Raw genomic sequence first — 17,498 nt, 5'->3', positions numbered from 1 at the left:
TTATGCCGAGTGCCGCCTATTTTCGCATTTTTGCAAAGATAGTGCATATTAGTCAAATCGAAAACCGATTCGGCGATATGATTTGGGAAATAATAGATAAAATATGTAGATGAACAAAAATAGTGTTCGCTATGTGGATAATAATTTTTACCTTTGCCATGAATGTAAGTATAGTCTTTTCATCGTTAAGTAAAAATCAGACAATAAAGACAAATGATCAATAAGATAATTGCAGAAGAAAAAATACAGCAGGTTCGTAAGCTCTTGGAGAAAAAGGAAAAGATTGTGATTACATGTCATGTATCTCCTGATGGAGATGCTATCGGAGCTTCGTTGGGGTTGTATCATTTTCTTGATGGGTTAGGGAAAGAAGTAAATGTGGTCGTCCCGGATTTACTCCCTCGGAATCTTCTGTTTTTGAAAGGGACGAAAGAAATCGTAGTCTATACTCGTTATCCCGAGTTTGCCGAAAAATTGATGTCGGAGGCTGAGCTTATATTCTGTTTGGATTTTAATGCTATCAGCCGTATCGACCGGTTGCAAAAGTCTGTGTCTTTATCCGAAGCGAAGAAAGTCCTTATCGACCATCATTTGAATCCGGAGGATTTTTGCGATGTTACCATCTCTCACCCGGAGGTTGCATCAACCAGCGAATTGATTTTCAGGTTGATTTGTCGCATGGGTATGTTCGATCGCATGGGGTTGTATTCCGCAGAAGCCATCTACACGGGAATGATGACCGATACGGGGAATTTTACCTATAACTCCAATATTCCCGAAATGTATTACATCATAGCAGAGTTGGTAAAATTAGGTATCAATAAAGATAAAATTTATGCTTTAGTATATAATACCAATTCGGTAGATAAGATAAAATTGAACGGATATGCCGTCAGTGAGAAAATGGAAGTTTTCCCGGAATATAAGGCGGCTATGATATCGCTTACCCGAGAAGAATTGAAGCGGTATGATTATCACAAGGGTGACAGCGAGGGGCTGGTAAACGTACCTTTGGGTATCGAAGGAATAAGGTTTTCTACTTTTTTCAGAGAGGATAAGGAGTATATAAAAGTCTCTATGCGTTCCAAAGGATTTTTCCCGGTTAATAAAGTTGCTGCGGAGCATTTCAACGGCGGAGGGCATTTAAATGCCGCCGGTGGAGAATTTCATGGTACGATGGAAGAGGCTCAGGCTCTGTTAAGGAGTATACTACCTTTGTATGATAAATATATGGTGAAGGATAAAGACTAAGAAGCATTTGATAAATATGGTAAAGATAGCACGAATTTTATTTGTTTTTTTTACGGTTATGATGGTATTATCGTCTTGCGATAATGGAAAATCCTATGCCGATTTGTTGAAAGAAGAAGATAAGGCGGTGAAAGCCTTTTTGGCCGATAAAAAAGTTGAGGACATTCCGGCAGATTCGGTATTTGTTACTTTGCAAGATGTAGGTAACAACGATACGTTGGCAGTGCCCTATTATCGTTTGGACGATGATGGCAATGTATATATGCAGGTTCTTGATGCCGGGATACAAGACGATCGTTTTGAGAAGGGGAATGATGTAAACATTCGTTTTCTTAGGGTCGATTTGAAAGCATTGATGAATGGCGAGAATCCCGATCCGGTGGGTAATACGAATCCGGCCGATTACATAACGATTCGTTTCGGTGAAACGACATTGTCTTCGACAACTCAATATGGGACGGGTATTCAATACCCGATGTATTTTCTCGGCAATGAATGTAAAGTCAATTTGTTGATTCGTGCAAAGTTGGGATTTACGGCTGAAACTTCTACGGTTATACCATATCTGTATACTATTAGCTATAACAAATCAAAATAAAACAAAATGTCTCTCATTAAATCTATTTCAGGAATTCGCGGTACAATCGGAGGAAAAGCCGGAGATGGGCTGAATCCTTTGGATATCGTTAAGTTTACGGCAGCGTATGCTACCTTTATTCGTAAAAACACACCGGTAAAAACGAACAAAATTGTTGTCGGACGTGATGCCCGCATCTCTGGCGAGATGGTGAAACATACGGTTATCGGGACTCTTATGGGAATGGGATTCGATGTCGTGAACATCGGATTGGCTACTACTCCGACGACCGAGCTTGCCGTGACTATGGAGAAGGCTTGCGGTGGAATTATATTGACAGCAAGTCACAATCCCAAACAATGGAATGCTTTGAAATTGCTGAATGAGAAAGGTGAATTTCTTAATGCCGCCGAGGGACAAGAAGTATTAAATATAGCTGCTGCCGAGGCATTCGATTTTGCGGACGTCGATCATTTGGGACGTTTGTATGAAAACAACACATATACGCAAAAACATATCGAGAGTGTTTTGGCATTGGATTTGGTCGATGTCGATGCGATTCGCTCGGCCGGATTCAAAGTAGCCATAGATTGTGTAAATTCGGTAGGCGGTATTGTTATCCCTGAATTGTTAAAGGCTTTGGGAGTAAAAGACGTTATAGAACTGAACTGTACGCCTGACGGAAAATTCCCTCATAACCCCGAACCTCTTCCGGAAAATTTAACTCAAATAGCCGGTGTAATGAAGGAAGGAAAAGCCGACGTCGGATTCGTTGTGGATCCCGATGTAGACCGTTTGGCAATCGTATGCGAGAATGGCGAAATGTTTGTCGAAGAATATACCTTAGTCGCTGTGGCGGATTATGTGTTGAAACATACTCCCGGAAATACGGTTTCGAATCTAAGTTCTTCGAGAGCGTTGCGCGATGTCACACGTCTGTATGGACAACAATATAACGCCTCGGCCGTGGGAGAGGTCAATGTAGTGACTTTGATGAAACAGACCGGAGCGGTTATAGGCGGCGAGGGCAATGGCGGTGTGATTTATCCGGCCAGCCATTACGGTCGTGACGCTTTGGTGGGTATCGCTTTATTCTTGTCGCATTTGGCGAAAGAGAAAAAGACTGTCAGCCAGTTGAAAGCCACATATCCGGCTTACAGTATAGCCAAACAGAAAATACAACTTACTCCCGATATCGATGTCGATGCCTTGTTGGTTGCTGTTAAGGAAAAGTATGCTCAATACGATATTACGGATATCGATGGAGTAAAGATCGATTTTCCCGATCGTTGGGTGCATTTGCGTAAGTCCAATACGGAGCCTATCATTCGAGTGTATTCCGAAGCCCGTACTCCCGAATTGGCCGAAGAGACAGCTGCCGGAGTAATGGCTGTAATTGCAGAGATGACAAGGAAATAATGCATGATTATATTCTGACAGAAGGAGGAGGCTCGTCGAGCCTCCTCCTTCTGTTTTTATCTAGATGTTTTTACAATCCGTTCGCTTCTCGTTTTTTCGTTTGTGAATATCTGTACTACATATATACCGTCGGTCAGATTTGAGACATCTATATGCTGATTGTCAAAAGGCAGGGGGTATATTTTCCCGGTAAGGTCTATGGCGTTTACTCGAATTATATCGCTCTCGGTAGTATTAATTTTATCTTTTGCATAGGTAGGATACAACTTTGCCGATTGTTTGTTTTCTTCGATTCCTGTATTTCCGTTTTTCACGATTTTGAAAGTATCGAATAGAGTCGCTTGGGCATTTGCATCCGATGTGTATGTTTTGACTTCTATTTCAGAACTGCTTACGCTTATTTCACTAAATGCAGGTGCTCCGGGTTGTCCATATTTCCCTGTGAATAAATCCCAATAACCTTCGACTTTATGTTTGTCAAATCCTGCTTCCATTTCGTCTTGTGTATAAGGATAGTAACGTTTTCGTCCACAGGTTCCGTTTACAAAGTAAAGAGTCCCGTCCTTTACATTGAATGTCCCGCCTTGTTGTCCTTTGGGGTTTTTATTGCTGTCGGGAGAAACTAGTTCTACATTTGTCACGCTTCCCGGAACGATCGTTTTCGTCGTATTGTTTATGGGACCCATTACTTCATAAATGTGGTCATGCCCTTGTATGACAAAATCTATGTTCAATTCTTGAAATACAGGCAGTAGGGTGGCTCTGAACAAAGCCCCGTCTTCATCGGTCTGATGTCCGCTACCGGTAAATAAGTTTTTATGTACGGCAGCAATTCTCCATTTGGTATCGGGATATTTTTCTACTTGGTCTCTAAACCAATTGGCTACGTCGTTGCTCAGATATGTACTGGTCCCATTCGCATAACTGTAACTTCCCCGCCAAAAATCTTGATGGCTATATACCATAAATAAAGCATCGCCATAAACGAATGAGTAGGTAATTCCGTCGAATTGAGGTTTGACTGTCGCTGTTTCGTTGAAAGCCTTGTCGGTATTGAAATGATATGTATAATTCAAATTAGGAGTGTCATCGTGGTTTCCATCGGTCGGTGCTAAGGCCATTCGGGATAAAAGAGGTTTCATGCTTACTTCGAACCATTGTTCCCATTCCCATTCGGAGTTTTGTTCTGTTCCTGTTTCTACAAAATCACCTGTGAACAACAAGAATTTTGCATCGGGAGCTTGTTTGGCTGCCGTGATTGCAGACCATCGTGCATTTTCTACATACTCATTGTCCATAATATGGGAGTCTGTCATATATAAGAATTTAAATTCTTCCTTGTTCGTATTAGCCGTAATGAAGGATTTAATATCGCTCCAATTCCCATCATATCCCACACGATAGGAATAGGTTGTATTCGGGGTAAGTCCGGTAGCGATGGCTTTATGGCTTGTGTAATTGAATTTTGTGTTAGCGGGTAGTGCGGCTGCTTTTAATATGCCACTGGTACTTACCGCATAATTTAGATTGTTTGCAGCTTGATGAGCCGCTTCTATTTCTGTGGCATTCGTAAAATCCGATTCGACAGCATTGCTTTTGGCTACAATTTGTACTTTCCCGGAAGAAATACCACTGTTTGTAAACCAAGTGAAAGCCATTCGAGTGGACGGGTCTCCGTTGATATTCGTAACTACGCAATAGGGCATACCTTTGGGTACGAGTGCTTGAATCGTTTCTTTCAAGGCGAGAAGGTTGATTTGAGAGCTGTCGCCTCTTGCGGCCTCTTTGGCCATAAGCATTTTTATGAAAGAGGGAATCGTATAGTCATCTTGTGACAGTTTATCGGCTTCTAATACATCGGGGTGTATAATGATAACGGGTTTTTCGGTGACTGTTACGTGGCAAGTATCTTTAAAGTTACCGTCTATGGTCGTAACGATAATTTTTGTTTCGCCTATACCTTTTCCTGTAACTAATCCACCCTCGACGACAGCTATCGAATTGTTTAAAGAATTCCAAGAGACTTTTTTATTAGAGGCATCGGACGGTAGTACGATAGCAGATAACCACTGTTGTTGCTCTTCTTCAATAGATAGTGATTTAAGTGTCAGAGAAACAGATTGTACGGCTACATCTTTTGCATCTGGGTCATATTCATAGGCTCCCAAATCATATCCGGCTCCTTTGGGACGAACGGTTCCTTTTATGTCGTAGGTAGGAGCATCGTTATCGGCAAACCCTTTGTCGATACACGGGGAGTTATTTGAGAATGTCCAGTCTGCTGCACGCATGGCTTCTATATCGGCGGCAGAGTTGGGAATACCTATAAATAGAGTAGGGGATTTGAAGTTGGGTCCGGTCGCATCTGTATTTATGGAACTTAGAGTTAAAGCATCTTTGGCATCGGCAAATCCACTGACCGCCGCGTTGTGGCTCGAACCGTTTCCTTCAATAAAAGCGATAGGATCGCCGAATCCTTCTTCTGCTTGATTGTTCCAACAAATCGTATTGATTGTCTTTCCTTCGCTGTGGATCGCTGCATATTGGGAGCCATAATTACAAGCTATTATACAGTTTGCCACAATGCCGGAAGGATTATAAATACCACCACTATTGGGCCAACCGCTTACTGTTGCCGAATTGTTATGGATAATACAGTTTCTGACGATACCGCCGTTCTCGTTGCGTATGGTTCCATATTTGCCTTGATTGCCTCGCATGATACAGTTTTCGACAATACCACCGGAGTTACGTATCGCACCACCGGAACTGGTGGAGGAGCATAGCTCTATAATACAATCTTTTATAACTCCTCCATCATTGAAAACTCCTCCTCCGTTTTGTCCTTTACAGTTTTTGATACGGCATTTCGAAAGAGTAATATTCGCCCGGATATAAGCTGCTCCTCCATCGCTGCTATGTTCGGCATTTTGAAGTGTAAGTCCTTCTATGAGGGTCGGATTTTCGCACGGGGAATCGTATTTGACGATTAAGTATTTTCCCAAACCTGTTCCGTCGAGTATGGTTTCGAATGTTTCGATGTCTCGTGCACCTGTATCTGCATTATATCCGCCTAAAATATTTACTCCGTCTACAATAGATACATATTCATTGTAGAGTCCCGAAGACACAAATACCGTATCTCCTGTGTGGCAGCTTTCTACGGCCGATTTGATGGAACCTTTTGCGGTAGCCCAAGATAACCCGTCACCATCACTACCTGCCGATACATATCGGTTTGCGGCATTACACCAATTACTCGATGCCAATAAGGCTATCGATAATGTCAAGCAAGATAATTTTTGTTTCATAATATCAATTATTTGTTAATGAATTTGTTATAAAATTATTTTAAACGGGCATATTTGATTTTTTATTTTTGTATGTTTTATAGCACATATTTCGAATGGATATATTTTAATAAATTGACAATTAGGTGTTTGTGTCTTGTTTGTGGATATAGATATACCTTTCGGATACTTTCGAAATGAAATATATCGAAACTTTATACAGAGGAATAAGCCAATAGAAGAATTATTTGCTCCTTATATCGGAATGTAGGACAAATAAAATTGAAAGGATTGCCTTCTTTTGAATGAGAATTTTAGAGCATTTTTGTTGATAGGGTAGGTATATTATAGCCTTTCGTTCAAGATGTTTGCAATATCGGTGGTGAGGTTTTCCTCGGTGACAGTCTGTACGGTAGATAGTCGAATGAATTTATCGCTTGGTGTACAGATAACTGTAAATACAGCCGACAAACAGGGCTCCGCCTACGATGTTGCCGAATGTGGCAGGAATGAGATTTGCCAAGATGAAATCACACCAACTTATCACAGCTCCTTGCAGCATGCCTAACGGGATAAAGAACATATTAGCTATGCTGTGTTCGTAACCTATGGCGACAAAACACATGACCGGAAACCAGAGACCCATCATTTTTCCAGCGGTGGAGTGTGCGCTGAATCCAAGCCAGACAGCGAGGCACACTAACCAATTCGCTCCGATTCCTTTGAGGAAGACGACCCACCCAGACATGTTTACTTTGGCTTGTGCGATTTGGACAATGGCGTTTTTCCACGGATCGGCATCAACGATGCCCGTACACCATACCATTATATAAACAAAGAAAATCGCTCCTATAAAATTGCCTATATAGACGATCGTCCAGTTTTTCAATATGGGCATGATTCCGTATTTCTTCTTCATAAATCCGGGAATCAGCACGGCATTATTACCGGTGAAAAGTTCTGCCCCGGCTAAAACGACCAAGATAAGTCCCAAAGGGAACATGCAACCTGACAATAGTTTTTGTAACCCCGGATTTCCTGCTGTCCATTCGGGAAATCCGTATCCGATGAGTAGGGAGAGAAGTCCTCCCATAGCGATGTAAATCCCTGCCAGCATTGCGGCGACGAGCGTTCTAGGAAAGGATGACAAGATTTTATTCAGTGCTGCCCGTTCGGCTTGGGCTACTATTTCGGCGGGTGTAGAAAATGACATGATAAATTTGTAATTACGAGGATAGGAGACGATTCTACATAGTCAAACCACAAACAAGATTTACCTTTTTTTATCTTTGTTATAGCAACCACAAATATTACTTTGATTGCCACATTTTTTGTTGCTGGAAATTCGTCATCAAAGGTAGACAATTAAAATAATATACGCACTACTTTATTTGTTTTTATTATAAAATATTGTTTAGGAGGTTGGCGGGGGGATTATCGAGGAAAATACTTTGAGGAATATAGTAAAAACGGCTGTCGATTTTCTATCGGCAGCCGTTTGGGTGATTGGGTGTACAAGTAAATCTATTTATCGGCCAGTTAAGCATGAATTTGTTTTATGGCTACTTGACGAGTACTTTGGTAACTCCTTTTTCTGTATGGACAAGGTAGCAGCCTGCGTGCTGCATAGGAATGACTTTGTAATCCGTATGCAAAGAGGCACTCGTTATCGTTTTACCATCGAGCGAGTAAACGGTGACTTGCACTCCGTTCAATCCGGTCAATATGATGTTTCGTCCTTCACTGTATATCAAGCTATTGTCTGCTGTTTCATCTGCTATACCGGTACTTCCGGAAGTCAAGGTGATATTGTCTATGGCTATGCGTGCACCGGCTTTTTCTGTTTTTCCACGGAAACCTAACTGTATGCGTTTATTACCGGCCAGTTGGTCGAGCGGGAGACTTACTTTGGTCCATTCGTTAGAACCGTTCGATTGAAGAGCCTCGCTTGCTGCTTCGTAGATTGTGCCGTTTACGGTGGTTTCTACTGTCAGTTCTGCGTTTTCCGTGTGCAGGTAGAATTCAAGTGTGAGTTTGTCTTGCCCGGCAATGTTGATAATAGGGGATTCAAGGCGGCTGTCATCTGCTTCCGCTTTTTTATTTACCAACATGGCGTAGCCGTTATCTTCATCTTGAGCGTCCAGAGAACCGCCGTTCTGATACATACCCCACGTATCATCTCCGCCTACGGTAGCTACCGACCATGTTTCGGTGGAAACATTTCCTTGGGCAAACGATTCGGCGAAGGGGAATGCGAGAGGCGTACCCAACATAATGCCGAATGGGGTGTAAGCACCCTTACCTCCGGCAGACACGGCGCAGATGTATCCTTGTGTGTAAGTTTGTTTGGTAAGCCCGGCAGTTGTCATGAGATAAGAGGTTTCTTTTATGCCGGTAGCCATGTCTATTATACTGCCGAAAAGGTATGTTCCGTAGTTGTAAGTCAGTTCTTCGGGATTGATGAACCCTCCGTTGGCTCCTGTTTCCGCCGGGGCATCCCACGTCAATAGGGCGGCTTGGTCGTTTTCATCGTCCCAACTGGCAATGAGGTTTTGTACATGTTGCGGGATATCCGTGCCGATGAAAACAGACTTTTCGGCATCGCGCCCGCGTCCTTGTTCATCGTACACGATGACGTTATAATGGTTCATACCTTGCACGCCATCGACCGTGAAGGAGTATTCTTTCCCTTTTTCCACTTCATTTTCAGTTAGGATAACGTTCCCTTCCTTGAGAATCTCGATTTTGGAGAGGGTGGTGAGTTCATCGCCATTGATGGCTTTGGTCGGGGCTTTGAATGTCAGAACAGCTTTCAAGACGCCGGTCGGATCGGGAATGGCGGTGAAGTCGGTTACCGAATCGGGAGCGGTGGTCGGTATGAACGGCTCGATAACGATGTCGTCTATGTAAAGCAGATACATACCTTGGCTGGTGTGGTGGAAGCCGAAGTAGTAAGTGCCTGCTTCCTGTACTTCAATGACCGATGACTTTTCGAGGTAAGTGTCACCGCTGACTGTGTAGTCGCCAAGCGCATTAAGCATACCTTCAACCGTGTTTTCGGAACCGAATGCGGTGCTGAAACTTTCTGTGTAGAATTCGCCGTATCCTTTTGTTTTGAATGACAGTTTATACAGATAATCCGTTCCCAATTCGATGGGAGGTGTGATGATCCAGTCGTCGGCGTTCTTGTCTAACTGGTCGCTTCCGGCGGCATTGTTTATCCAAGCCCAAGTCTTGCCGTCTTCGTTGGCATCGATAATGGTGAAGATGTCGAGTGCGCTGGCGTGGTCGAACGTTTCTTTGAATTCACCCTTGAACGCCGAGCCGAAGCGGATGCGGTTCGATTCGGTGGCGACTCCCACTTTTTCAGCTACCGCTGTTACCGTGTAGTAGTAATTGCCCAGCACGTCTGGCAGGTTTTCCGTGAAAACGGTCGCCGTATATTCGGCGTTTATCGTATCATTGCCGGGGTAGCGCACGAGGATATATTTCAGTAGTTCGGCGTCGAAGTGTCCGCCGTTGGCTCCATTGACAGGAGCTTCCCAGCTTACGGTGGCATGGTTGTCTTCTAGTGTGAATTGCAGATTACCTACGGCTGCGGGGCTATCTACGCCGGCGTAGATTTCGATTTTGCTTTTTACACCGTCACCTTCGGCGTTCGATACGAAGGCTTCCACTTTGTGCGTACCTTCCGTAAAGGTGTAAGGTGTGGAAAATTCGGCTCCGGCAACGACTGTTGCGTTTTCGAGCGTGAGCTTTTGGTGGTCGACGTAGATGGATACCTCCAACGAACCTTCCAGCTTGTCTCCTTCGAATGTTTTGTCTGGGGCGGTGAAGGTAATGTTGGCATCTAATCTTTCCGGCGAAGTATAGTTTACGCTCAGCTTATCGACGGCTGCGGGTGCTTGAGGGGCTGCTGCCGGTGGTACAGTGTAAAGTCCGAGCAGGACGACGGTTTCGTCATAATCGCTCACGAGTGAAGCCTTGCCGTTGTCGAGGTTGACTTCATAGAGGGCGGATTGCAATTTGTTGTTGATGGCAGCCCAATACATTTTGCCTGTGTTCAGGTCGATAGTTGCGCTTTGACTGTTTGAGGGCATGATCCCAGTAGCGCCGATGGAGGCTGCCGTGCCCGTGGCGGTGTTGATAGTGTAAAGGTTGCCATCATCGGCTATGCCGTAAAGCGTCCCTTCTTTGTCAAAAGACAGAGTGAAGTACATGCGGTCGCCGGTGCTTGCCACTTGTGTTGGTTGCCCGGAGAGTAGGTCGACCGTGCAGAGCCTCGTCGTACCTGCTTCGGACATGAATTGCCCGTAAATGGTTTTGGTCTTGCTATCGTAAGCGAGGCTGATAGGATAGTTGTCGTACGAGGCTTTGAGTGTCTGCTGTATGTCTCGCGTCCAGCCGTCCGTGTCGAAGAGGTAGTAATTGACGCCATACACGGTAGAGCCGTAGGTCGTGACTCGGTATCCGCAGAATTTCCCGTCGGCATAGACGGCTGCCGACAGATTGAAATCGGCTGCTGTTTTGACTGGCGTGAAAGTGGTTCCTTCCTCTGCGGGGAAGGAATAAATGCCGAATTCCCCATTTTCGGAAGTACTCCACTTGGAAGAGTAGGTCATACAGCCGAACAGTTCTACACTTTCTGCGAAAGCAGCGGTTTTCAGGGAATGACGGATAGCAGCAGTTTGCTTGCGGATTGTTTTCTGCGGGTTGTTTTCTATGGCGGACAGTTTCTCTAACTGTGCCACTTTGTTGTTTGATTGGGCTTTCAAGTCTCCCAAACCGTTTACAGTGCATACAAGCAGCACTGCCAAAAACAAATTTAAAACTCTTTTCATGCGATAACTAAAATTTGATGAATATACGATGGTTTTTAATACCTATTTATTATTAAAGACAAAAATAGTTGATGAAAAGAAAGCAGAAAAATATAAATCTTCTCAATTTGTCAATTTTGATAATTTGCGAAAAGATTGAGGGTATGCCGGGAAATATCGGCTGAGGCATACGACTCTGGTTGGATAAAGAGGATTAGCTGTGTTTAAAAGTGGGTTGAGAGGGATTACGAGTCCAAATGTAGTTTTTTTATTTCTTGGCGGAAACGGGAAGGAGGAACTCCCATTTCTTTTTGGAATGCTCTGTAAAAAGAAGAAAGTGAGTTGTAGCCGAGCGAATCGGAAAGCACTTTCAAAGGAATGTCATTTTCAGGCTCAGATAACAGAGCGAGCGCTTCCCGGATGCGGTATGAATTGATGTATTCGGAGAAAGAGGTGTTTTGCTCCGTAAACATGCGCGACAAGTAGGTGCGGTTGGAGTGAAGCCGTTCTACGAGCATGTCGATGGAGATACTGTTGCTGCGGTATAAGTGTTCGTCGTTCATCAGCTTTTCTACGGCTTCAAAGAGTGCTTTGTTTTTCTGGCCGGTGTTTACCAGATCGGTTTTCTCGTCCCGTTGTTCGAGCAGTTGTCTTTCCCGCTGACGGTGGGTGTCGTATAATATCACCAGTTGCCGGTACATGTGGTTCTTCCGTACATAAAGTACATATAGAGCTATGAGTATGACGGCTATGAGCCCGGTCACGAAGACGGCTAATTGAAGTTTCCGGTTTTTTTCAGACAAGAGCAGTTCTTTTCGGCTAAGTTCTTTTTCAGCTTTTTCTGTCTCGTAGTTTAGTATCATGTGGCTGAATGAACGTTCTTGTTCTATATTAAAAATGCTATCGGCGAGGGATTGATGTCTTTCCTTATGTTGGGATGCCATAGCAATATCTCCTTTTTCTTGAAATAACTCGGCCATACCTTTGTAAAATTGGAGGCGGTAATAGTAATGGTTTTGCTGTTCGGCCAGTATAAGCCCATTTTGGTAAGCTGTATTTGCTTCGTCGTAACGTCTTTCCGCTTTCAGAAAGTTGCCGTAATAAAGGTAGGCTTCGGTGAGTACGTCTATATTGGTGCGTTGTGTGTGGTTTAGTACTTTTCGGAAATATAGTTCGGCTTGTTGAGGTTTTCCAATGGCGGCAAGTATGTTCCCGTGGATAACGTCCGGTTCGTCGGTGTTAGCCATATGTGTCGCAATGGCGGTGGCTTCAGATATATAATGTAGCGCTTCGTCATAATTTTTCGAAAGATAGTACATGGTGGCAACGTTCAATGCGCCGAGAAAGCGTACATAATCATTATGTAGTTTGCTTCCCCCTTCGTATACCTCCAATGCGTATTTTATACCTGAGGGGTCGTTTCGAAGGTAGTAAATCCTCGTCATATTGCTTAAAATGATATAATAATTTGTTTTATCCTCACTTGCGTCGGCATATTGCAGAGCTTCTTGGAAGTAGGCAAGGGAGGCATTGTAATTGAGTGTCGTATTGCGTGCGTTTATTCCTAACCCGTTGGCTATAATGGTCTGTATATAGGTGTCGTGATGTTCTTCTACATAGGGAATAGCTGCATTAAAATACGTGAACATGGAGTCTGCTTGGCCGGAAAGTATATAAGCTTGTCCGATGTATGCGCCTACATAGGCTTGTGTTTTCTTGTCGTGGTTGGCAATGGCTTTACGGTAGTAGGTTTTAGCTGTGTCTATCAGTATTTCGTATTCTCCTTTACGCACGTACTCTCCCCAACTTTTGATGAGTGCGTAGGAATCTGTATGTGTTGCAGGCGTCTGTACGGTCATGGCGTTCTTCTCCTGTTCCTTACAGCCGGAGAGAAGCAATATTATCAGAAATATGTATGATAAAATGCTGTTCATTCGAATGCTGATTAAGAGCTTAAAGTCGGGTAATCATTACCAGTTTATCACTCTTTTTGTGGTATGTGCAACCGGTAGGTCTTGTTTGTTATTTTTCAATAATGTCGTACCTTTCGACAACAAAGATAGTGCAAAGAAAAAGCACAGGCAAATTTACCGGTTCATAAAAGTGCTGTGCGATAGGGCGGAAGTACCCGCAGGGCGAGGGGAATACATTCTACAATCAAACGTTTTTTTGCAATTCCTCTCCTCTATATTGTTTCGTAAAGCTACGGAACATGGCAGGGGAGAGGTCGATGCTTGACTTTTTCTCCGTTACTGCCTGTATTTTTCGATATATCCATTGAATTAACCCCTCCGTCACTTCGTGCCACCTCCCCTATATTTTTGCTATGCAAAACACAGAGGAGGAGGTTTAATGCCCTTCTATCTCATTATTTATCAATGAGACGGATCGTGTTTGTCCTTCTCCCTCGCCGTGTCCAATGGCATTGCGGGGTATCGTGTAAAAAAATATAGGGAAGAGACCGAAGAAACGGTAGTTCCTGAGGAGAGGGTGTGAAAAAGATGGCATAAGATTTTTGACTGTAAGGGTTAACCCCCTCGTCCTGCGGACACTCCCCCTATATTCCCTTACGGTAACACAGGGGGAGAGGGCTAAAATGCATTTCGAACATCTTTAAACTCCTCCCTTGCCGTGCCTCGTAGCCTTGCGGGGTGTGGCGCAGCCATAGGGGAGGTGGCACGTAGTGACGGAGGGATTGAGAAGATATTATATAATCTTTGATTGAGGAGTTAGAGGTATAAAACGGGTAATCCCCATTAATTATCGACAGAGCCCTGATTGTTTTTGATCGTTTTTTTGGGTGTGGATATATGCCTCTGCCCCGTATTCCACAAGAAAATGGGATACAGGGGGTTGAGATGTGTATTTGGAGAATGAAATATTTTCTTTTATTCCCGCCTATTGCAGCCGAAAGAGGCGGCATGGAATCCGGGATTCGGTTCACCGATCGGAGTTCTTACGTAGGTTTCGCACCAGATATTGCCGGAAAGAGGCGAAAGGGGATTGGGTCGATATTCCGGTGTATCGATGTGATTCGTAAGGTTCTTTTCCCGGTTCCCGAATCCATTTTCTAATGATTCGGAGGTGTCTCCGGGTTTTCTTTCGTATGAATCGGATTCTTTTTCTTCTCTGTTTTCGGGGGTCGATGCGGTTTCCGAGGCGGCTTTTTCGTTCTCTTCGTTTTTTCTTTCCTCTTGTTTCCTGAGCGCTTCGCGCCGGCAGGCTTCGAATCGTTCGCGTTCCTCCCGTTCCTCGGGTGTGTCGAATATCTCTTCGTGGTCGACAAGGTACTGTGTGGACTCGATGTCGTATAGCCCGGCTTTCCGAAAGAGTTGGTTTCTCTTTTGGTAGTGCCAAGCGAGTGTTCCATCGGCTTGCATTTTCTTCCGGTCGCAGCGGGGACGTTTTCTCTCTTGGGAATGTCTTTCGAGCTTGTCGATACATCGAAGGACGGCGAGCAGGGTCAACCGGTCCTTTTTAGGATCGATTTCGAGGAGCATCTTGTAGTACTTGATCAGGGCTACTTGACGGTAGTTCTCGATTTCTCCTCTTAAATCTATGCTCGTATCGAATCTTGTATCTATCATCGCTCGTTTGTTTTTTCGACAAAGGTATATTCTTGTTGTCGGCAGTTTATGGCATGATGATACTTTGATGAAAGAGACGTTCTTACCGTTTTTTATTTTTGTTTTTTCTGTTATGGACTTGTCACAATTTTTGGAAAATAAATTTATAATGGAACGACTCCAATGCCGGGGCGATCCAGCAGTGTTATTTTTCCTTCGACAATTTTCACTCCATCGAATAGATCGTTGGATATAAGCAGGTTTCCGTCAAGGTCGGCCCAGTGGGCTAACGGCGACAGTTGTGCTGCGGCAGAGATGGCACAGGAGGTCTCGGTCATGCAACCGATCATCACTTTCATATCCAAAGCTCTTGCCAATATGGCCATTCGGTAGGCTTCGCGCATACCGGTGCTTTTCATTAGTTTTATATTGATACCATCGTAGAGCCCGTATGCCCGTCGTACATCGGGCATACGTTGCAAAAATTCATCGGCGATGATAGGCAGAGGAGCGCGTTCGTGGAGCCAAGCCTGTTCGTCTATCTTTTCTTTGGGCATGGGTTGTTCCACGAACAGGCAGTTTTGTTCACTAAGCCATTGTATCATTTCGAGCGCATACTCCTTATTGTCCCAACCTTGATTGACATCGACACAGATGGGGCGGTCGGTCTCTGAACGAATGATTTTTACCAATTCTTTATCGTTGTCCAATCCCATCTTGATTTTCAATACATTGTAGGGGGATGCTTCCCGCAGTTTCTGACGGACAACTTCTGCGGTATCTATCCCGATAGTAAAGGAGGTATCGGGGCATTTTTCGGGGGAGAGTCCCCATATTTTGTACCACGGTTGTCCCATGATTTTACCGACGAGATCGTGCAAAGCTATATCTACCGATGCTTTTGCCGACCGGTTGTCGGGTGCAACGGAGTCTACATAGTCGAGAATTTCTTCCATGCGGAAAGGATCGGTAAACTGCTTCAAGTCGAGTTGCCCAAGAAAGCGACATACCGATTCTTGGGTTTCGCCCAAATAAGGCGGCATGGAGGCTTCTCCATATCCTGTCCATTCTCCGAAACGGAGTTGTACTTGTACATCGGGGGTGTGGGTACGAGAACTTTTCGCCAAATTGAAGGCGTGTTTCAATTTCAAGTCATACGGTTTGAAAGAAAGTTGCAATCTATCTGAACTTGTTTCTTTGGATGCGGAAGTTCCGCAACTATTAAAAAGTGCGGGGGATAGTGTCAATCCCAATGTGCCTATCGCACTTTTGCGCAAAAAATCTCGTCTGTCCATTTTCAGTTTATTTTTGCTCGAAGTACCACGGGTGTCGTTTTACGGCCGTGATTCCCGGAGTCCCTATCTTGTTCACGACTCTGCTGATACCGAGGAGCGGAATAGCGTAATAGTCGGTATCCCGAGCATCGATACTGTTTATTTTGACTTGTCCCGAAGAGTGTATATATTTCCCATCGTTCAGGTAGAGAGCCACGTGCGAGACTTTGCCGGGGGCGTTGCCGAAGAACAGGAGGTCTCCTGTCTGACATTCGTCCCATTGTTCTGCCGGCATGATGTCGCCGGTGAGAGCTTGTTGCGAAGCATCGCGGGAGAGAATGATTCCGGCAGAAAAATAGGCCGTTTTGACAAATCCCGAACAGTCGGCACTTTTGACCGAAGTGCCGCCCCAGAGGTAAGTCGTTCCCATCATTCCTTCGGCGGTCTGTATGATTTTATTCATGTTTACGGGAGTCGATGCCCACTCGGAGAGTTCGCGACATTCGTCGTGTTTCAAGAATCCGGTTCTTCCATCGGGGAAAGATACGGGTATGAACTTTTTTCCCGCTTTTCCTGCGGCTTGCAGAATACAGCCCGATACGATATCAGACACGGTCTCGGCATTTTTATCTGCGGAAGCATATACATAGCCTTGCAGTCCGGTATAGACATATCGGGTGGCATTTTTCCATTCGGTCCACTCGGCAGTAGTTTTTACGGAGATCGAATTTGCGATTATCCAACTGATGTAATTATCGGGAGTTTGCACTCTGTACCAACCCTTTTGCTCTTCCAAGATGAGCAGGGGCGTACCGAGAATAGCCTGAGAGACCATCTCGGCCGAATGTCTCGGCTCGCTTCTCAAATGTGCACAGCAGACTGTGACAATACCTCTTGTCTTTTCGCCAAGACGACGGTCGGGCAGCAACTTTATCGCATTTATATAGGAGATTCCGGCCGTGTCGAGCGTTCGGAGCAATGTTTCGACGGCTTGCCGGTTGTCGCACTTTCCTTTCAGAATATGGATAGAATCGTTCAATAGCTCGCTCGATACCGTATAAACGGCTGTGCGGGAATCGGGTGCATATTGCCGTCCGATTCGTTCTATCCAAGTTTGTATATCATTGGACTGGGCATTTGCCATAATCGGGATAATCAACAGAAAACAAAGTATGATCTTTACAGTCGATGTGTTCATGAGGGTGTTCGAATAGTAAACAATTATAGCGAAAGATAAGAGCCGTGTAAACGGAAATCGCATTTCCGACTTGGCTATGCCGAACCGCTTCTTATCTTCATAG

At 44.4% G+C, this 17,498-nt stretch carries 10 protein-coding genes; 3 read left to right on the top strand and 7 right to left on the bottom strand.

Translation table 11 applies throughout. The annotated features are described in order from the left end of the window. The first annotated feature begins 213 nt into the window (after positions 1 to 213). The 3 genes from QVD32_RS07280 to glmM are packed head-to-tail and all read left to right on the top strand — an operon-like array spanning position 214 to position 3,247. Positions 214 to 1,251: a DHH family phosphoesterase gene (locus QVD32_RS07280; protein WP_046409485.1), complete on the top strand. Its 1,038-nt coding sequence runs from the start codon at positions 214 to 216 to the stop codon at positions 1,249 to 1,251. Positions 1,252 to 1,267: 16 nt separating this feature from the next. Beyond that, on the top strand, positions 1,268 to 1,849 hold the full coding sequence (locus QVD32_RS07275; RefSeq protein WP_118687201.1) for a DUF4827 family protein: 582 nt from the start codon (positions 1,268 to 1,270) through the stop codon (positions 1,847 to 1,849). A 6-nt stretch (positions 1,850 to 1,855) separates the two neighbouring features. Next, a complete protein-coding gene (gene glmM, locus QVD32_RS07270; RefSeq protein WP_118687200.1) occupies positions 1,856 to 3,247 on the top strand; it encodes a phosphoglucosamine mutase in 1,392 nt (463 codons plus the stop codon). Positions 3,248 to 3,303: 56 nt separating this feature from the next. Here glmM and QVD32_RS07265 read toward each other — a convergent pair whose 3' ends face one another. The 7 genes from QVD32_RS07265 to QVD32_RS07235 form a co-directional block, all read right to left on the bottom strand. Then, on the bottom strand, positions 3,304 to 6,558 hold the full coding sequence (locus QVD32_RS07265; RefSeq protein WP_021891246.1) for a metallophosphoesterase: 3,255 nt from the start codon (positions 6,556 to 6,558) through the stop codon (positions 3,304 to 3,306). Positions 6,559 to 6,967: 409 nt separating this feature from the next. Then, positions 6,968 to 7,750 carry a formate/nitrite transporter family protein gene (locus tag QVD32_RS07260; protein WP_021891247.1) on the bottom strand — a complete coding sequence of 261 codons (783 nt, stop codon included), beginning with the start codon at positions 7,748 to 7,750 and terminating at the stop codon, positions 6,968 to 6,970. Positions 7,751 to 8,099: 349 nt separating this feature from the next. After that, a complete protein-coding gene (locus QVD32_RS07255) occupies positions 8,100 to 11,378 on the bottom strand; it encodes a choice-of-anchor J domain-containing protein (protein ID WP_287710192.1) in 3,279 nt (1,092 codons plus the stop codon). 224 nt (positions 11,379 to 11,602) lie between these two features. Next, positions 11,603 to 13,291 carry a helix-turn-helix transcriptional regulator gene (locus QVD32_RS07250; protein ID WP_021891250.1) on the bottom strand — a complete coding sequence of 563 codons (1,689 nt, stop codon included), beginning with the start codon at positions 13,289 to 13,291 and terminating at the stop codon, positions 11,603 to 11,605. Positions 13,292 to 14,245: 954 nt separating this feature from the next. Beyond that, the gene (locus QVD32_RS07245; RefSeq protein WP_046414238.1) at positions 14,246 to 14,944 is read right to left on the bottom strand and encodes a hypothetical protein; all 699 of its coding nucleotides are present in this window, start codon (positions 14,942 to 14,944) and stop codon (positions 14,246 to 14,248) included. Positions 14,945 to 15,087: 143 nt separating this feature from the next. After that, positions 15,088 to 16,218, bottom strand: a complete 1,131-nt coding sequence (locus tag QVD32_RS07240; RefSeq protein ID WP_046416722.1) for a dipeptide epimerase — start codon at positions 16,216 to 16,218, stop codon at positions 15,088 to 15,090. 7 nt (positions 16,219 to 16,225) lie between these two features. Beyond that, positions 16,226 to 17,395: a C40 family peptidase gene (locus tag QVD32_RS07235; protein WP_229033565.1), complete on the bottom strand. Its 1,170-nt coding sequence runs from the start codon at positions 17,393 to 17,395 to the stop codon at positions 16,226 to 16,228. Positions 17,396 to 17,498 lie beyond the last annotated feature (103 nt).

This window comes from Barnesiella sp. (assembly GCF_022723415.1).
GTDB classification, from domain to species: Bacteria; Bacteroidota; Bacteroidia; order Bacteroidales; family Barnesiellaceae; genus Barnesiella; species Barnesiella intestinihominis.
Note: the sequence above shows the minus strand (reverse complement) of the source record. Positions and strands in the feature narration are given on the sequence as shown.